At 30.2% G+C, this 18,383-nt stretch carries 17 protein-coding genes and 1 pseudogene; 5 read left to right on the plus strand and 13 right to left on the minus strand.

Annotation, left to right across the window (positions count from 1 at the left end):
- Positions 1-933, minus strand: a 933-nt coding sequence (locus L8W56_RS08085) for a PDC sensor domain-containing protein (protein ID WP_263659947.1), incomplete at its 3' end; no start/stop codon positions are given.
- A 67-nt stretch (positions 934-1,000) separates the two neighbouring features.
- Complete coding sequence (locus L8W56_RS08090; RefSeq protein WP_263659948.1) at positions 1,001-1,462, minus strand: low molecular weight protein-tyrosine-phosphatase; 462 nt, start codon at positions 1,460-1,462, stop codon at positions 1,001-1,003.
- Positions 1,463-1,668: 206 nt separating this feature from the next.
- Here L8W56_RS08090 and thiD point away from each other — a divergent pair, with 206 nt between their 5' ends.
- Genes thiD through L8W56_RS08110 form a run of 4 tightly spaced genes read left to right on the plus strand, consistent with a single transcriptional unit; the run spans position 1,669 to position 4,517 of the window.
- Positions 1,669-2,481, plus strand: coding sequence for a bifunctional hydroxymethylpyrimidine kinase/phosphomethylpyrimidine kinase (thiD, locus tag L8W56_RS08095; protein WP_133319829.1), 813 nt, complete (start codon positions 1,669-1,671; stop codon positions 2,479-2,481).
- 2 nt (positions 2,482-2,483) lie between these two features.
- Positions 2,484-3,266: a hydroxyethylthiazole kinase gene (gene thiM / locus L8W56_RS08100; protein ID WP_263659949.1), complete on the plus strand. Its 783-nt coding sequence runs from the start codon at positions 2,484-2,486 to the stop codon at positions 3,264-3,266.
- Complete coding sequence (thiE, locus tag L8W56_RS08105) at positions 3,253-3,879, plus strand: thiamine phosphate synthase (RefSeq protein WP_220566311.1); 627 nt, start codon at positions 3,253-3,255, stop codon at positions 3,877-3,879. Before thiM ends, thiE begins: the two co-directional genes overlap by 14 nt.
- Positions 3,876-4,517, plus strand: coding sequence for a uroporphyrinogen-III synthase (locus L8W56_RS08110; RefSeq protein ID WP_318529811.1), 642 nt, complete (start codon positions 3,876-3,878; stop codon positions 4,515-4,517). Before thiE ends, L8W56_RS08110 begins: the two co-directional genes overlap by 4 nt.
- On the opposite strand, the pseudogene L8W56_RS08115 reads toward L8W56_RS08110, so the two are convergent.
- A pseudogene (locus L8W56_RS08115) lies at positions 4,498-5,827 on the minus strand (MATE family efflux transporter). The gene L8W56_RS08110 and the pseudogene L8W56_RS08115 overlap by 20 nt on opposite strands.
- Positions 5,828-6,096: 269 nt before the next feature.
- Between L8W56_RS08115 and L8W56_RS08120 the strand changes: the two are divergent.
- Positions 6,097-6,717 carry a hypothetical protein gene (locus tag L8W56_RS08120; protein ID WP_263659951.1) on the plus strand — a complete coding sequence of 207 codons (621 nt, stop codon included), beginning with the start codon at positions 6,097-6,099 and terminating at the stop codon, positions 6,715-6,717.
- A 30-nt stretch (positions 6,718-6,747) separates the two neighbouring features.
- Here L8W56_RS08120 and lepA read toward each other — a convergent pair whose 3' ends face one another.
- The 10 genes from lepA to L8W56_RS08170 are packed head-to-tail and all read right to left on the minus strand — an operon-like array spanning position 6,748 to position 18,312.
- Positions 6,748-8,538, minus strand: a complete 1,791-nt coding sequence (gene lepA, locus L8W56_RS08125) for a translation elongation factor 4 (protein WP_263659952.1) — start codon at positions 8,536-8,538, stop codon at positions 6,748-6,750.
- A gap of 9 nt (positions 8,539-8,547) precedes the next feature.
- Positions 8,548-8,973 (minus strand): hypothetical protein, encoded by a 426-nt coding sequence (locus L8W56_RS08130; protein WP_263659953.1) that lies wholly within the window; start codon positions 8,971-8,973, stop codon positions 8,548-8,550.
- Between the two features lie 11 nt (positions 8,974-8,984).
- On the minus strand, positions 8,985-12,215 hold the full coding sequence (gene ccsB, locus L8W56_RS08135; protein WP_263659954.1) for a c-type cytochrome biogenesis protein CcsB: 3,231 nt from the start codon (positions 12,213-12,215) through the stop codon (positions 8,985-8,987).
- 3 nt (positions 12,216-12,218) lie between these two features.
- Complete coding sequence (locus tag L8W56_RS08140) at positions 12,219-12,914, minus strand: ABC transporter ATP-binding protein (protein ID WP_133319837.1); 696 nt, start codon at positions 12,912-12,914, stop codon at positions 12,219-12,221.
- Positions 12,901-13,671: an ABC transporter ATP-binding protein gene (locus tag L8W56_RS08145; RefSeq protein ID WP_263659955.1), complete on the minus strand. Its 771-nt coding sequence runs from the start codon at positions 13,669-13,671 to the stop codon at positions 12,901-12,903. Before L8W56_RS08145 ends, L8W56_RS08140 begins: the two co-directional genes overlap by 14 nt.
- Positions 13,668-14,699, minus strand: coding sequence for a branched-chain amino acid ABC transporter permease (locus L8W56_RS08150; RefSeq protein ID WP_133319839.1), 1,032 nt, complete (start codon positions 14,697-14,699; stop codon positions 13,668-13,670). The genes L8W56_RS08145 and L8W56_RS08150 overlap by 4 nt, the downstream gene beginning before the upstream one ends.
- A 1-nt stretch (position 14,700) precedes the next feature.
- The gene (locus L8W56_RS08155) at positions 14,701-15,597 is read right to left on the minus strand and encodes a branched-chain amino acid ABC transporter permease (RefSeq protein WP_220566316.1); all 897 of its coding nucleotides are present in this window, start codon (positions 15,595-15,597) and stop codon (positions 14,701-14,703) included.
- Between the two features lie 20 nt (positions 15,598-15,617).
- Positions 15,618-16,733: an ABC transporter substrate-binding protein gene (locus L8W56_RS08160; RefSeq protein WP_263659956.1), complete on the minus strand. Its 1,116-nt coding sequence runs from the start codon at positions 16,731-16,733 to the stop codon at positions 15,618-15,620.
- Between the two features lie 11 nt (positions 16,734-16,744).
- Positions 16,745-17,857, minus strand: coding sequence for an ABC transporter substrate-binding protein (locus tag L8W56_RS08165; RefSeq protein WP_263659957.1), 1,113 nt, complete (start codon positions 17,855-17,857; stop codon positions 16,745-16,747).
- 14 nt (positions 17,858-17,871) lie between these two features.
- Positions 17,872-18,312, minus strand: a complete 441-nt coding sequence (locus L8W56_RS08170) for a c-type cytochrome (RefSeq protein WP_412175546.1) — start codon at positions 18,310-18,312, stop codon at positions 17,872-17,874.
- Between the last annotated feature and the right edge of the window lie 71 nt (positions 18,313-18,383).

Raw genomic sequence — 18,383 nt, forward strand, 5'->3', positions numbered from 1 at the left:
GTAATAAGATATGATGAAGTAAAGTAAGGCAATACTTAATATACTTGTGAAAATTACAATTATAGCTTGAACATGGGCAATTTTTTCACTTGAATGGTTTATGGTATCAACATAGGCAATATTACATACTGTATAATCATTTGTTGTATTGCACAAACCAAGTCTTTCATTACCTTCTTTACTAGTGTAAAAAAATGGTTCCCCGTTGTTTGATTTTGCAAATGCATTGGCTACTATTGTAATATTTGGATGATTTGAATTATAATTTTCATTTGTAGATGCAAATGCAAAGTGATTTTTGTCATATACAAATGAATCTCCTGGCATTTTTTTCAAATTTTCTATTAAGTCTTTAACTAAGACATCAATGGCTAAAATACCAATAAATTTCCCATCTTTCAATAAAGGTAGAGCATAAGTGAAACAAGGCAATCCTGTAGTAGCATCTATATAAGAGTCGGTTATAAACAAAGTGTTTTTCTTTTTTGCTTCTATATAATATTCTCTTGTTGTTGCATCGTAACCATCAGCTTTACCATAAAAACCGTAATCAAGATTTTTGCTATCGCTGTCTGTATCGCTTACAACTAACTCTCCATTTGGTTGAGCAATATATACAGCTAGATAATTTCCTGCATCTCTAAATGCTTTTAGTTGAACACCAACATTTTTAGCTAATGCATCTTGAGAATTAAGGTTTGAATATGGGTGTCTAAGAATGGTTTCTGAGAGTTCTATTAAAGATTTAGATGTGTTTTGTCTAAAATCTTCTACAAGATTGCTGGTAAAAATTAAACGATTTTTTTCTGAATTAACAACCTCATTAAAAAGAGATTGTTTTACAAAAATAAATGTTACAATTCCTAAAATCAATAAACAACAAATAGCAATAGCGTTTGCTATTAGTGAAACTTTAAGTTTAATACTTTTCATCAAATAACCTTTCAGTAATTTTTAAAAGTAGAAATTATATTAAAAAAATAATAAATATTTTTTAAATTTAAAAATATTTTTTGAGTAGATTGAATATATTTTCACATGCTTGCGAAAGGATTAAATAAGTCTCATCAAAGTTCCCACTATACCAAGGATCAGGTACTTCGTCATATCCTAATTCTAAGGCAAAAGAAGTGATTTTATGAATTTTATGTTTTGCATTTGGAAAATTTTTAACTATATCATTATAATTAGAATTATCCATTACGATAATTAAATCATTATCCTCGCACATTTTTAAATTTAGTTTTTTACTGCAAAATGGCTTAGAATTTATATTTTTGTTATCTAATAAAGCTTTAGTTTTATAATGCATATCCTCCCCATCGTGGTAACCTGAAGTACCTGCACTAGAAATAATAAATTCATTATTTAAATTTGCTTTTGTTAAAAGATCCTTCATAATAAATTCGGCCATGGGAGAACGACAAATATTGCCTAAACAAACAAAAATAATTTTAGTCATATTTTTCCTTTTATTTTTGTGTAGTTTTTTCAAAATTATAGCAGTATTTCAAAATATTTTTAAAGATTAATTAAAACTAAGATATAATTTTTCATTAATGGGGAGCTTTTGCTGAGAGGAAGTATAACTTCGACCCTTGAGAAGTTTGGTAATGCAAACTTTGAATTCTTGCAAAAACTTTCCTTTTTTATAAAAAAAGGATAAAAATGATACAAGCAAAAACAAAAACTAAAATTCCTATCTTAACTATAGCAGGAAGTGATTGTAGTGGTGGAGCTGGCATACAAGCTGATTTAAAAACTTTTAGCGCTCATAATTTATTTGGTATGAGTGTAGTTTTAAGCGTTGTGGCTGAAAATACTGCAAGGGTGATTTCTTGTTTTGATATACCCACTAAGATAATAGATGAGCAAATGCTAGCAGTTTATGAAGACATAGAGCCAGCTGCTGTAAAAATTGGAATGCTAGGTTCAAAGGAAATCATAATTTGTGTAAAAGAAAATTTATTGCGCTTTAAAGCTAAAAATGTAGTGATTGATCCTGTGATGTTTGCAAAAAATGGCTATGCTTTAATGCCTTTAGAAAATTGTCAGTTTTTTAAAGATGAAATTTTATCTTTAGCTGATGTACTTACTCCAAATATTCCCGAGGCTGAATTTTTGTGTGATTTTAAAATACTTAACGAGGAGGATATGAAAAAAGCCGCTATAAAACTTCACAAAGAAGGTGCAAAAAGTGTTTTGATTAAAGGTGGACATAGTAAATATAACACCAATGATGTTTTTTATGATGGAAAGGAATTTAGTATTTTTAAAGCAGAAAAAATTAATACAAAAAATACACACGGCACAGGTTGTACATTAAGTTCAGCTATAGCTAGTAATCTTGCCTTAGGTAAAGAAAAACATGAAGCTATAAAACTTGCTAAAGATTATGTGTATGGAGCTATATTAAATTCTTTAGCACTTGGAAAAGGTTGTGGTCCGACTAATCATTTTTTTCAATATGACAAGGAGTAAAAATGATTATTAAAGCAGTAAGAGAAAAAAATCCTTTGATTCATCATATCACTAATTATGTTACAGCTAATGATTGTGCAAATGTAACTATAGCAATGGGAGCAAGTGCTGCTATGGCTGATTTTTATGAAGAGCAAGCTGATTTTGCTAGAATAAGTTCAGCCTTAGTATTAAACACAGGTACGATTAATCAACTTATAGCAAATTCTATGTTAAAAGCAACTAAAGAATATACTTTATTAAATAAACCTATAATTTTTGATCCTGTTGCTTTGGGTGTGAGTAAGGCAAGAGATGGGATTAATTTTGAATTGCTTAATCTAAAAGGCATTAGTATTGTTAAAGCAAATGCATCTGAAATGGCTAGTGTTATAGGTTTAGATGGTAAAGCAAGAGGGGTTGATAGTACTTTTGTAATCGATGATGAGTTTTTAGAAAAAGCTAAAGAATACTCTTATAAAACCAAGCGTGTTTTGGCTATAACTGGAAAAATTGATTATATTATAAATCAAGAGCATATTGCTAAAATTTATAATGGCTCAATCATGGCTACTAAGATAACTGGAGCAGGTTGTATGTGTGCTTCTTTGTGTGGAGTTTTTGCAGGAGCGTTAGAAGATAAATTTCAGGCTAGTTTATATGCTTTGCTTAGTTTTGGCATAGCTAGCGAAATCGCTCAAGAGCTTTCTAGTGGAAGTGGTAGTTTTAGAGTGAATTTAATCGATGCTTTAAGTAATTTAAATGATGAAGAAATTAAAAAAAGAGCCAAATATGAAATCATTTAAAATTTATCTTGTCGCAAGCAAGGGTGAAAAAAGCGAAAGCGAGTTTTTAAATATTTTAGAAGCTTCTTTGAAAGCTAAGATTGATATTTTACAACTTAGAGAGAAAAATCTTAGTACTTTAGAATTTTATAATCTTGCTTTAAAAGTTAAAGCTTTGTGTGAAAAATACAACACGCCTTTTGTGATAAATGATAGAATCGATATAGCCATGGCTGTGAATGCAAATGGAGTGCATATAGGACAAAAGGATATGCCTTTAAAAAAAGCAAGGGAGCTTTTAGGCGAAGAAAAAATCATAGGGCTTACGATCAATCATAAAAATGATCTTATTAATACTCAAGGTGCTACTTATCTTGGAGTGGGGGCTGTTTTTACTACGCCTAGCAAGCAAGATTGTGTTGTGCTTGGCATAGATGGATTAAAAGAAATTGCTAGTTTAGCTTCTTTACCTATTGTGGCTATAGGTGGGATAGATGAAGTTAATTTAAATTTGCTTAAAGATTGTAATATACAAGGTATAGCTGTGGTTAGAGCGATAATGCAAGCAAATGATCCTTATATAGCAACTTTAAATTTAAGATCAAATTTTGATAAAACTTTTATAGGAAAATAATGATTTATTTTATAGGGGATAAAGAATTTGATGGTGTTAAGACTATAAGATTAAATGAAATTAAATTTCTTGATTTTGAAGTTAATTTAAAGGAATTTGATTGTTTAATCATTAGCTCCAAGAATGCATTAAAAGCATTAATGTCAAGTAAAAACAAAATTGATTTTGATATTAAACTTTATGCTGTGGGAGAAAAAAGTGCTGATTTTGCAAAAGAGCTTGGCTTTAAAAATGTCAAATATCCTAGCAAGGCTTATGGTAAAAATTTAGCTAGTGAGTTTTTATCTGAGTTTAAAAATAAAAAATGTCTTTATTTAAGAGCGAAGAAAATTAGTTCAGGTCTTGATGAGTATTTACTGAAAGAAAATATCCTTTTAAAACAATTAATCGTTTATGAAAATATAGCCATAGAGCCTAAAAAAGATGAGTTAAAAATATATCATCCAAGTGTTTTTATCTTTAGCGCTCCATCAAGCATGGAGCAATTTTTGAAATTTTTTGCATTAGAAAAAGAAGATAAAGTTGTAGTTATAGGTCAAAGTACAGCTTTAAAACTTCGTAATTTTAAAAATTTATATATATGTAAAGAACAAAATCTAAACTCTTGTTTAAAATTAGCTAAGAGTTTAGATTTTTAAAAGTTTTATATAATAAAAATGAAGCAATAAAAATCATACAAATATCACCCACTAAAGTGGCTAGCCAAACTCCATTTACTCCTAAAAATTGCGTTAGTATAAACAAGGATAAAAATGGGAAAATAAGACTTTGGGTAATAGAAATTCCTAAAGAAAGCAAGGGTTTATCAAGTGCTGTGAAAAATGAAGCGCAGAGTTTTCCAAACCAAGAAAATAAAAATGAAAAAGAAAAAAATATTAAAGCATTTTGTGCTATATGGATAAAATCTTGGTTGTTATCTTTATTAAAAATATCTACTATAAGGTTATTGAATAAATAAACAAACAAAAATGCCATTGTACTTACACCCCAAGAAGCAAAAAACATTCTTTTAAAAATAGCTTGAATTCTTGCAATATTTTTGTGTCCATAATTATAACTTAATGCAGGTTGCATAGCATCACACATGGCCAAAACTAGCATGAAAACAAAAGTACTAAGATATAAAATCACAGAAAATGCTGCAACAGCTGTACTTCCAGAAAGTTTGAGCAAGAAAGCATTAGCTAAGATGGTATAAAAAGAGCTAGAAATATTAGAAAAAAATTCAGATGAGCCATTATAAAATATATTTTTTAGTATTTGCAGCTTGATTATTGGTTTTTTAAATTTTAAAGTTAAATCTTTAAAAATAAAAGGTAATATCCCTAAAACGCTTCCTAAAAACATCCCTATACAAGTTGCTAAAGCTGCTGAAAAAAGTCCCCAATCAAAAACCACTATAAAAAGCCAGTCAAGAAAAATATTACTCAAAGCAGTAATGATATTAACTATCATGCTATAAAAAGTTTTTCCACAAATCCTAAGATAATTATCCATAGCAAAAGCTAGCATAATAAAGGGAGCAAAAGTGGCAAAAATTTGCATATATTCAGTAGATAAACTTTGAATATTCTCATTAGCTCCCCATAAAAACACTTAATGTTTTTGCTAGAAAAAATCCTAAAATTCCCATTAAACAAGAAATTGCAAAAATAAGAACTATACAAAAAGAAAAAATAGCTCTTGCTTTTTCAACTTTTCCTTTACCTAGATTAATTGCTATTTGCACTGATGAGCCTATGGCTATCATATCAGCTAGAGCAAAACTTATCATGATAAAAGGCATCATTAAATTCATAGCAGCAAGCGCATTTGAACCTAAATATCTTCCAACAAAAATTCCATCAATAATCACATAAAGATAAATAAAAGCCATGCTAGCCATGTTTGGCAAAGCACATTTTATAAATAGTTTGGTAGGATTTAATGTAGTGTAAAAATTATGTATTGACATAGCTTTCCTTATTAAAAATTATTTTATTTAAAATTTTATAGATAAAATAAATTTAATAAAGAGATTCTATACCTTCTATAATATCTTTAAAATATGGATCAACAATGATAATGAAAAAGTCTTTGAAAAACATTTATATCACCCAAATTTTAAAAATATAATAAATATTTGGCATTATATTTAAGCTGTAATTATAAATTTCTTAATGTAAATTTTAATTTTTTTTAGACGATTTTTATAAACCCACAAAAAAAGGAGCAAGGATGCAAATAAATTCGTATTCACGCGTGGCAGTAGAGTCGCAAGTTAGCAATAGGAAGGCTAATTTGAATACAAAACTTGAAGATGCCAATACCAAAAGTGCTAATAGCACAAAAGATATAGATGAGGATAAGCTTAGTAAGCTTGCTAGTATGGGAGGAAAAGGCATAACCGAGCTTTATGCTATGAATTTTATGCAGCAAGTATTTAGCATGAGTTCATCCAATAGTCTATCTCAGGCAGGGATTTTTCAAGGAGCTCAATCTAAGGATTCTTTAACAGCTATTTTATCAAATGTAGATTTTAAAGCTATAGGATATGAAGGTAAAGATATACTTAGTTTAAATGCTGATGAAGCAAAAGAGCTTATTGGGGAAGATGGATATTTTGGTGTAGCAAAAACATCTCAAAGATTGGCTGATTTTGTTATTAATGGGGCTGGTGAAGACATGGAAAAACTTCAAAAAGGTTTAGAGGGTCTAAAAGCAGGATTTGCACAAGCGGAAAAAATGTGGGGTGGCAAACTTCCTGATATCAGCTATGAGACAATTGATAAAGCTATTGAAACAGTAACTCAAAAAATTAATGAAATGGGTGGAAATTCTTTAGATATCAATGCATAAATTTATATCCCTAGTGTATAAACTAGGGATTTAGTCTATTTTTAAAACACTTAAAAATGCTTCTTGAGGTAAATGTACCTTACCAATAGCTTTCATTCTTTTTTTACCTTCTTTTTGTTTTTCAAGAAGTTTTCTTTTTCTAGTAATATCCCCACCATAACATTTTGCGGTTACATTTTTACCCATGGATTTTACATTTTCTCTTGCAATAATTTTATTTCCTATGCTTGCTTGGATAGCAACTTCAAAAAGCTGTCTTGGGACGATTTCTTTCATCGCTTTTACAAGCTCTCTGCCCTTGCTTAGTGCTTTTTCATTTGGCACTATGATGCTTAGTGCATCGACATTTTCACCAGCTACTTTAATATCAAGTTTTACAAGATCTCCCACTCTAAATTCAATAGGCTCATAATCAAAACTAGCATAGCCTTTGGTAAGTGATTTAAGTTTATCGTAAAAGTCCATAACGATTTCGTTTAAAGGTATATCATACTCAAGTAAAACGCGCTCAGGAGTGATGTAATCCATCTTAACTTGCATACCGCGTTTGCGATTTAAAAGAGTGATTAAATTCCCTAGGTATTCGCTTGGAGTTATGATAGTTGCTTTTACATAAGGTTCTTTTATATAATCGATTTTATTTACCGGAGGTAGTTCGCTTGGATTTTGAATTTTTAAAACTTCTCCATCGGTTTGATAAATTTTATAAGTAACAGTTGGAGCAGTAGCAATTAAATCAAGGTTAAACTCACGCTCAAGTCTTTCTTTAATAACCTCCATATGCAAAAGACCTAAAAAACCAACTCTAAAACCAAATCCTAAAGCAAGGGATGTTTCAGGTTCATAGGTAATAGAACTATCATTAAGTTTTAATTTGTCCAAAGCATCTCTTAAATCTTCAAATTTATCCGTTTCTATAGGATATAATCCTGCAAAAACAAAAGCTTTGGCTTTTTCAAAACCACCAATGGCTTCTTTTGCTTTGTTTTTAGTTAGTGTTATGGTGTCACCTACTTGAACATCGGCGACATTTTTAAGTCCAAGCACGATAACACCTACTTCACCTGATTCTAATTTTTTAGTTTTTATAGGGCTTAATGGATGAGGATAGAAAAGATCTTGCACGAGATGTTTTTTATCTGTACTCATAACTAAAACTTCATCATTTTTAGCAATATTTCCCTCATAAATTCTAACTAAAGCCAAAGCTCCAAGATAATTATCAAACCAAGAATCATAAATTAAAGCTTTGGTAGGTGCTTCATCATCAGTTTTTGGCGCAGGAATTTTTGTGATGATAGTTTCTATGAGTTCTTTTATACCTACACCTGTTTTTGCGCTAACACAAATTGCATTAGAGCAATCAATTCCTATAATATGCTCTATTTCGTGTTTAACCTTTTCAATATCAGCCGAAGGAAGATCAATTTTATTAATCACTGGTATGATTTCAAGATCATTTTCTAAGGCTATATAAACATTGGCTATAGTTTGAGCCTCTACTCCTTGAGAAGCATCAACAACAAGTAAAGCTCCTTCGCAACTTGCCAAAGAACGACTTACTTCATAGGAAAAATCAACATGGCCCGGAGTGTCTATTAAATTTAATACATATTCTTCATTGTTGAATTTATAATTTAAACGCACAGATTGAGCTTTTATAGTTATACCACGCTCTTTTTCTATATCCATAGTATCCATTACTTGGGCGCTCATTTGTCTATCGCTAATAGCTCCGCATTCGCTGATAATTCTATCAGCTAATGTGCTTTTACCATGATCAATATGAGCTATAATAGAGAAATTTCTAATATTTTTCATCAAAAAACCTTAAGATTGTCTCATTTTTCTTTTTGCTAGACCTATTTGCTCATAAGCATCAATTTCTTTTTTCAAAGCTTTATATCTTTTTTTTAGCTCATTGTTTAAAAATGAAATGTTTTTAGGAGTAGCATTAGCATTGGCTGAAATAGCACTAATGAAATCAAGTTTTCTTTTAGTGGCGCTGTCTTTTGGATTAGATCCTAGTTTTTGTGAATTTAAAAATTGCAAAATTAAGGCTTGAATTTCTTGAGAGTTGTTTGCATTATTTGCTTTAGATATAAAATCTTCTATATTGCTTATTTTTGGAGTTTTAGCTGGATTTGATTTGCTTGGTTGTTTTTCTTTGTGCATGAAAAATAATACCAAAAGAATTCCAAGTATGATAATTATCACTAAAGCTATAACTAAAAAAATAAAAAGAGAATTATTCATGTAAAACTTTCCTATAATTTTGTTGCATAAGATCTTTTAAAATAACTTGCTAAGCTTAATGCTACCATAAATAAAAATCCCCAATACACATAATCAGGAATTTTCACAGAATCTCCTGCTGCATAAGAATGCATACCAGTTAAAAAGTAATTTACACCAAAATAAGTCATGATAATTACCCAATATGCAAACATGGAGCAAACTGCAAAAATGTATTGATTTGCCCATTTTGGCACCATTCTAATGTGCAAAATAGCTGCATAAACTAAAATACTAATTAAAGCCCAAGTTTCTTTAGAGTCCCAACTCCAATATCTTCCCCAGCTTTCATTTGCCCATATAGCACCTAAGAAATTTCCAACTGTAAGTAAGCAAAGTCCTAAAATCATAGCCATTTCGTTGATTCTTGTTGCTTCTGTAATATTTCTTAAAATGTTTTCATTATGTTTGCCATTGATTTTTAGCATACATAATAAAATAAGTACAAATATACCCAACAATGCACATAATCCTAAAAATCCATAGCTAGCAGTAATAACCGAAACATGTATTGTTAGCCAATAAGATTGCAACACAGGAACTAAATTGGTAATTTGCGGATCCATTTGGCTAAGATGAGCTACACCTAAAGTAACTCCTGCTAAAATAGAGGTTAAAGAAAGTGCAATAGGACTTTTTCTCGAAAAGAAAATTCCAGATAATGATAAAGCCCAAGCTATATAAACCATGCTCTCATATGCATTACTCCATGGAGCGCGACCTGCTATATACCAACGCAAAGCCAAACCTAGAGTATGGATGAAAAATGCCACAATGTTAAACACATAAACACATTTAAATATAAAATCAATGCGAATTTTTGGCAGGAGCATTTTAACAAAAACTATAATCAAAAGTAAAAATCCAGCGCATAAATAAAGCGGAGCAAGATTTACAAAAATTTGACTTTTGTTGAAAAAGATTTCTGTATTAATTTTTTTAGCACTTGGCATAACTTCATGGCCGTATTTTTCTTGGTAATTTTTGATAATATTTAAATTTTTAGTTGCTTCATCCCAGTTGTTATGTACAATAGAATTACTAACTGCATTGAAATAATTTTCTAAAATGCTTCTTACTTCTTTACCTTCTTCGCCTTTTAATCCTATATATGCTTCGCGTGGTGCCACCCATTGATTATTGGTGCTATTTTGTAGTGGAATAAATTTAAAAATATCTCCTGAAAAAATTAAATTTACAATATTTACTCTTTCATCAAGCTTGATTATTTCTTTATCAAAAACACTTCTACGATTTGGATTTTTTCTATTAGCATTTTCTACATATTTTTGTAGTTTATAAGCATCTGTAGTGAAAAAATCTTTAAAACTAGTATAAGCTCTAGGTTCAATACCTAAAATTTTAGAAATTTCTTCATTAACCAAGCGACTTGTTGGCATAAATATAATATCTTTATCATACCATGCACTGCCATCAAAAATCATTGATATGATAGTTGCTTCGGCACTTTGGCCTTGAAAGGTTGTGTTTTTGTATATTTTTTCTAAAACTTCCATAGCTAAAGTATTAAAAGGAACCATTCTACCATCAGGTTTTTGCACTACTAAAGAAGCAAGTTCTTTAGCATGTGTTTCATCTACCTTGATGGGTTCATTTGCATAAGTATTTTGGCTTGCAAAAAAAACTAATATAAATGTCAATATCGCACTTGTTTTTTTCAAGGTGTCTTGATTGATTAATTTAGCTAAAGTCCTAAATCTTGAATGAGGATTTAAAATATTTAAAAACATTCCTAATGTAAGTAAAAAATATCCAATATATGTAGGAATTTTACCCGGATCTTTATTAACTGAAAGTATGGTGCCAAGCTCATCTTGATCATAAGAACTTTGGTAAAATCTATAACCTTGATAATCTAAAACATTATTCATAAAAATCTTATATTCTAATTTTTGTTCGGCATTATCAATTTCCACATAACTTGCATAAGACATAGGCGACATCGAGCCAGGATAGCGTTCTAGCTCAAAGTCTTTTAAGTACATTTCAAATGGCATTTCTATTCCTTTAGGACCCCATCTTAAAAAGAAAGGTTGACCTGCTACATCAATACGGATAGGCGAGTTGTATTCTATTAGGAAAACTTCTTTAGATTCTCCTTTATAGCTTAATTTTAATTTTAAAGCATTAATAGCATTTTCTGAAAGTTGAGTTGGCATATATTTAGTGCTTTGTGCAAAGTCTTTGAAATTATTTAATAAAGAATTATTCCAGTATTTTGCCTCACCAAATAAAGAAATCAAAGCATTGCGTCCTAGCTCTATCCAACTATTTTTAAACCAAGTAAAAAAGCTTTCATCTTGAGCTTGATTAATACCTTCTAAGGTTTTTTTACCATGTAAAGAAGCAAATTTTACCACTAAATTAATATCATTAAAAGAATATAATCTTAAATCTTTAGCTTGTGCTTTTTGATTGGCTTTTAAAATGTTTTCTTTACCATCACTCATTGACATGTATTTTAAATTAAAATCAGCACTAAGCTTTAGATCTTTATCAATTTTTATATAAGGACTTGGAACAGAGTCGTTTAAAAATGCTATATTGACACCATTGATATTTTTTATATCCCCTGCTTGAAAAAGCAATTCTTTAGATTCGTTATTTTGTGAAAGCATTAAAGATAAAAGAGGAGCAGAGTTGTTATCATCGATATAAATTTCTTTTGCATCTAAAATCAAATTTTCATATGAAATTTGAGCTTTTTCATCGGGTAGTATTAAATCAAATGAAAAATCATTTACAAAAGGTAAGGTGGCAATATATTCAGATTTTGCAGCACTATATACTTTATCATCTTTTAAGGTTGCTATGTAGATATAACTTTTTGAGGTTTCAATGATATTATTTTTTTCGTTTTCCCTAATGTGTAAATTTCCTTCAAATCCCATATATCTAGTCATAGCTGAACCTAGTAATATAAATAAAAATGAGATATGAAAGATTAAAAGCGGTATTTTTCTCTTGTTAAACATTTTATATTTAAAAAGAGCTGTTAAAAGATTGATTCCTAATATGAGCTGTATAAAGCCAAACCAAGATGTTCCATATATCATGGCCCATGCTGTTGGAGTATTGTAAGCACTTTCTATAAAAGTAGCTAGAGCGCAAAATAGGGCAAAAATTAAAAATAAAAAAATAGAAATTTTTATATCCCCAAAAGCTAAAAGTTGTCTTCTCATGATTTAAGCTCCAAGGTATTTTTTTCTAATCTCATCATTACCGATAAGATCTTTTGCAGGTGCATGCATAGCGATTTTACCATTTTCTAGAACATAAGCATAATCGCTGATTTTTAAAGCTGAAAACGCATTTTGTTCCACTAATAAAATAGTAATACCTTCTTCTTTTAATTTGACTATAATATCAAAAACCTCTCCAACTATTTTTGGAGCAAGCCCTAGCGAAGGTTCATCTAGCATTAAAAGTTTTGGCTCACTCATAAGAGCTCTTGAAATAGCTAGCATTTGAGCTTCTCCACCACTTAGGGTTCCTGCAAGGGCATTTTTTTTATCTTTTAATCTTGGGAAAAGTCTATACATTTGATTTTTCAAATGTTCATAGTTTTCTGCATTATTAAAAGCACCAATTTTTAAATTTTCTTCTATAGTGAGATTTATAAAAACTCTTCTTCCTTCAGGTACCAATGCTATACCTTTTTGTACTAAAGTATGAGGTAAATGTCTTTGAGTGTCATAACCTAAAAAACTTACTTCACCAGTTTTTTTAACACAATTTAGCATTGCATTAAGTGTTGATGTTTTTCCTGCACCATTTGAGCCTATCAAGCTAACTATACTTCCTGTTTTTATGGTAAAATCTATACCTTTAACAGCTTCTATTAAGCCATAATAAACATGTAAATCTTTAACTACTAGCATTAAAATCTCCCAAATATGCACTAATTACTTCAGGATTTTGAACAGCATCACTTGGCTTTCCTTCAAAAATAGTCTTACCATAATCAAGCACCATAACCCTATCGCAAAGCTTATTTACAAATTTCATATCATGCTCAATAAGCAAAACGCTGATTTTTTTATTATTTCTTATATCAAAAATCAATTCGGCTAAATCATCGCTTTCTGTTGAATTCATACCTGCTGCTGGTTCATCTAACAATAAAAGTTTAGGGTTTGTTGCTAAAGCTCTTGCTATTTCAACTTTTCTTTGTTGTCCATAACTTAAACTAGTGGCCCTTTCATCAGCCAAATGAGTAATATTGAGTTGTTCTAAAATTTCATAAGCTGCTTTTTTTGCATTTTTTTCTGCTTTGGAGAATCTTCCCAAATGTAAAAAAGCTTCAAAAATATTATATTTAATACTCTTATCAAAACCAATTAATACATTTTCTAAAACACTCATGCTAGAAAAAAGTCTAATATTTTGAAAAGTTCTTGCTATGCCTAGATGAACTATTTTGTGCGGCTTTAAATGGTCAATCTTTTTTCCTAGAAAAAATACTTCTCCGCTGCTTGGTTTATAATTTCCTGTAATAATATTAAATAGTGTCGTTTTTCCTGCACCATTTGGACCTATAAGTCCAAAAATTTCGCTTTCTTTTATAGTAAAAGAAGTATTTGTTATAGCACTAACTCCACCAAAATTTTTATGGATTTTTTTAAGCTCTAAAATCATTTTTTATTCCTTTTAGAAAACTTAAATAAAATATCTGTTAATTCTTTATCACCCATTATTCCTCTTCTTGCAAAAAGCATTACTAAAATCAATATAACAGAAAACACAACCATTCTAAGACCAGGCATAGCAGGAGTTTCATAACCAAAAATATTCATACTCTCATCTAAAAATCTTAAATACTCACTTCCACCTATTACTAAAATAGCTCCTATGATAGCACCAGTAGTTGAACCTAAGCCGCCTAAAACAATGATGATTAAAAGCTGAAAAGTAAATAAAAAGTCAAATTGTTCAGGTGAAACTGAAGCTAGTGCGCAAGCTAATAAGCCTCCTCCAACACCTTCTAAAAATGCTGAAGTACTAAAAGCTAAGGTTTTAATATTAAAAGTGTTAATACCCATTGCTAATGCTGCATCTTCATCATCTCTTACAGCTTTCATGGCTCTACCAAATTTTGAACTAACAATATTTAAGATGATAATAACAGAAAATATAGCAATCCCACCACTCCAATATAAGGTAGTATGTTTAGGAATATCGTTTAAGCCCAAAGAGCCATTTGTAACAGAAGCAAAGTTAATTGCCATAAGCTTGATAATAATTCCAAAGCCTAGTGTTACAATAGCTAAATAATCTCCTCTAACTCTAAATACTGCAAAGGCTAAAACTAAAGATAAAAGCATAGCACAAACCCCAGCAGCAAGTAAAGCTACAATAAAGCTTGGCGAATGAATCATCAAAATAAAACTACTTGGATCCTCTAAAGAAAACTGATCGATTTTGCTTTCACTTGTAAGTAAAACTAAGGCTGCAACATAAGCTCCTATAGCTACAAAACCATTTGGCTCTAATGAAAATTGTCCTGTAACTCCATTGATAAGATTATAACTTACCGCTAAGATTACAAAAATAGCAATATTGCTTAAAATTCCTATTTTATAATCGTTAAAAAAATAAGGAGATATAAAAAGAAAAGCAAGCGCTATAATAAAGAAACTTAAATGTGTAATTTTTCTTGCAATCATTTTAAAACCTACTTTTTTCAAAATTAATACCCAAAATTCCAGTTGGTTTAAAAAGTAAAATTAATACCAAAAAGATAAATGCAAATGCATCTTTAAAACCAGAAAGATCAGGGAAAATAGCAACAACAACAACCTCTGTAAAACCTATAATCAAACCACCTAAAACTGCCCCAGCAACAGAACCAATACCACCTAAAACAGCAGCGCCAAAGGCCTTAAGTCCTATAAGAGTTCCCATGCTAGGTTCAACAGAAGGATAACTAACAGCCCAAAAAATACCACCAATAGCAGCTAAAGCTGAACCTAGTGCAAATACAATAGCGATAATACGATTTGCATCAATTCCCATTAAATTTACAGTATGAATATCAAAAGCTAAAGCTCTAATAGCAATGCCATATTTGCTTTTATAAAGTATGAATAAAACCACTAATAATATAAAAAATGTCAAAATAGGCACTAAAATACTATTAACACTAATGCTGATATTATTAAAATTAATCACTGTTTCAAGATAACTTGGTACAGGAAAATACTTTGGTGTTGAGCCAAATAAAACATTAAATACATTTTGTATTAAAAAACTTATACCTATGGCTGTGATAAGTAAAGAAATTCTAGGTGCTTTTCTTAAAGGTTTATAAGCTACTCTATCAATAGCTATACCTAAAGCTGCTGCAAATAACATAGCTAAAGAAAGAGCGCCTAAGAAAGGTACATTCATGCTTGTAACACAAAATAAAGCTGAATATGCACCCACCATCATAATATCACCATGTGCGAAATTAATCAGTCTTAAAACACCATAAACCATTGTATAGCCTATAGCAATAAGTGCATACATACTGCCTAAACTAAATCCATTTATAATTTGCTGTAAAATTAAAGAACTATCCATTGAACCTCTTAAATTTTTATTTATGGTAGAATCGAGTCTTTATAAACTTGCTTTTGATTCTCTATTGATTTTATAACAATTGAGCGCGTGGCATTACCTGTTTTGTCTATACTAATCACCCCGCTAACACCTTCAAATTTAGAAGTAGCATGAATGTTGTTGTTGATACATTCACTATTGAAATCATTAACACATTTTTGCATAGCTTCAAAGATTACAAAATATGCATCTGCACCCATAGCTGTAAAATTTGGAACTTCTTTGCTTTGTTTTTCTTTTTCATAGGCTAATATAAAGTCTTTTGAAAGCTCTGTTGGAGGGTTATTATAATCAAAACTATCTGTAAATAAATATCCTTCTGCTGCATCTTGAGCTAGATTGATAAAAGTTTCATCGGCAACTCCATCTGCTGAACCCATAGGAATATTAACACCCATTGCTTTTGCTTGACGTGCGAACAAAGAAGCCTCAGTGTAATATACTGGAAGATAAATAAAATCAGGTTTTAAATTTTTAACTTGAGAAAGTATAGCTTTAAAATCTTTATCGCCTGCTGTAATTCTAAATTTATCTAAAATTTTTCCACCTTGTTTGTTAAATTCTTTTTCAAAGGCCCTAGTTAAACCTAAAGAATAATCTGCACTTTGATCGCTAATTATCACAGCTTTAGTGTAATTTAACTTATTTTTTACATAAGTAGCTAAAGACGAGCCTTGAAAGCTATCCATAAAACAAACTCTACTGGCATATGATTTTTTATTTAAAATTTTATCAGCAGTAGCTGCAGGAGCAACCACTGGTATCTTTTTTTCCTCGCCAATTCTTATCACTTGTAAAGTATTAGCTGTTAGCATTTCTCCAATAAGTGCATAAGCTTTATTTTGCGAAATTAATCTTGTGCTAGCATTTGCACTTTCTATTTTATCACCTTTTGTATCTACTACAACAAGATTTACCTTATCACCATTACTTAAAGTATTTTTCATAGAATTTGCAATTTTCACTCCATCTAAAGCACTTTGACCATAAGCTGCAGTAGATCCTGTTAGAGGTAAAACTACGCCAATGTTAATTTCTTTTGCCTGTATGATATTACAAGCTATGATAGACAATATAGCTATACTAATTTTTTTCATAGTTTAACCTTTCAAGGATTAATAATAGTTTTATAAACTTGTTTTTGTTCTTGTATTTCTTTTATAACTACAGAACGACTTGCATTGCCACTAGCATCTATGCTTATAACTCCACCTACGCCTTCAAAATTACTAGTAGAATGAATTTTTTCATTAATGCATTGTGCGTTAAGATTATTAGCACATTCATTCATTGCATTTACCATTACATAATAAGCATCAGCTCCCATAGCAGAAAATGCTGGAAGCTCTTTGGTGCCATGATCTTTTTCATAAGCATTGATGAAATTTTTAGACAAAGTTGTTGGTGGATTGTTATAGTCAAAACTATCGGTAAAGATTACTCCATTTACAGCATCACCCCCAAGTTCAATAAATGTTTTATTGTTTACCCCATCACCTGCACTTAAAAGTTTATTAAAACCAACTGCTTTTGCTTGTCTTGCTATTAAAGCTGCTTCTGGATGGTAAATTGGCATATAAACAAAGTCAGGATTGATATTTTTAAGTTGTGAAACAATAGCTTTAAAGTCTTTATCGCCCGATGAGATAGTTAATTTTTTAAGTATTTTTCCGCCATTTTGTTTAAATTCTTTTTCAAAGGCTCTTGCTAAGCCTAGTGAATACACATTGCTTTGATCAACTATTACAACTACAGTTTTTAAATTTAAATCTTTATATGCATAGTTTGCAAATTTATCTCCTTGGAAGCTATCCATAAAACAAACTCTACTAGCGTAGCTTTTTTTATCCAAAAGTTTATCGCCTGAAGCAACAGGAGCTATTACTGGGATTTTCCTTTCTTCAGCTATAGATAAAACTTGCATAGTATTTGGTGTAACAGCTTCACCTATAAGTCCTAAAACTTTATCTTGAGAGATAAGTCTAGTGGTGGCATTTGCTGCTTCTATTTTATCACCTTTTGTATCTATGGCTATGATTTTAACATTATCTCCATTTTTTAAATTTGGATTTAAGGTATTAGCTAGTTTGATACCTTCATATACATCATTACCATAAGCCGCTAAAGCGCCAGTAAGTGGTAAAATAACTCCTATTTTTACTTCCGCAGCATAAATTGAACTAGCACAAAGCAAGCTAGCTAGCAGTAGATTTTTTCTCATGAAAACTCCTTTTTTTATTTTAAAAATGTATTATGTTTTGTTTTTGGTGTAGGTTCTTCTTCTAAAAGATCTTTTTGATTAAGCTCGATAGAAAAATTTTGCCCCTTTAAGTAAGCTATAATGTGATCCATATCACTTTCACTTAATTTTTTGGCGTATATGCTCATTTGAATGCTATCGCTTGATTGATCTTCAAAATATCCATTAGCATAGTCTTTTAAGGCACCTTTGATTTCTTCTGGACTTAAATCTTTAATAGCTTTTTTGCCATAAGAATTTTTTTCTCCATTTTCTCCGTGACAGGTGTTACATTTGTTTTTAAAATATATTTCTTTAGCTTTTTTTAAATCATAGCTAATATTATCATTAAAAGTATAAGTAAATAAAGACTTTACATTAAAAGCCATTAAAGAATTTATAAATAAAATACTAATTATAAATGAGCGTAACATAATATGCCTTTTTTAAATATAAATAAAGCTCGATTATATCTAAAAAAAATAAACAATTTTATCTCAATCTCACT

This window comes from Campylobacter sp. IFREMER_LSEM_CL1085 (assembly GCF_025772235.1).
In the GTDB taxonomy this organism is placed as follows: Bacteria; Campylobacterota; Campylobacteria; order Campylobacterales; family Campylobacteraceae; genus Campylobacter_D; species Campylobacter_D lari_D.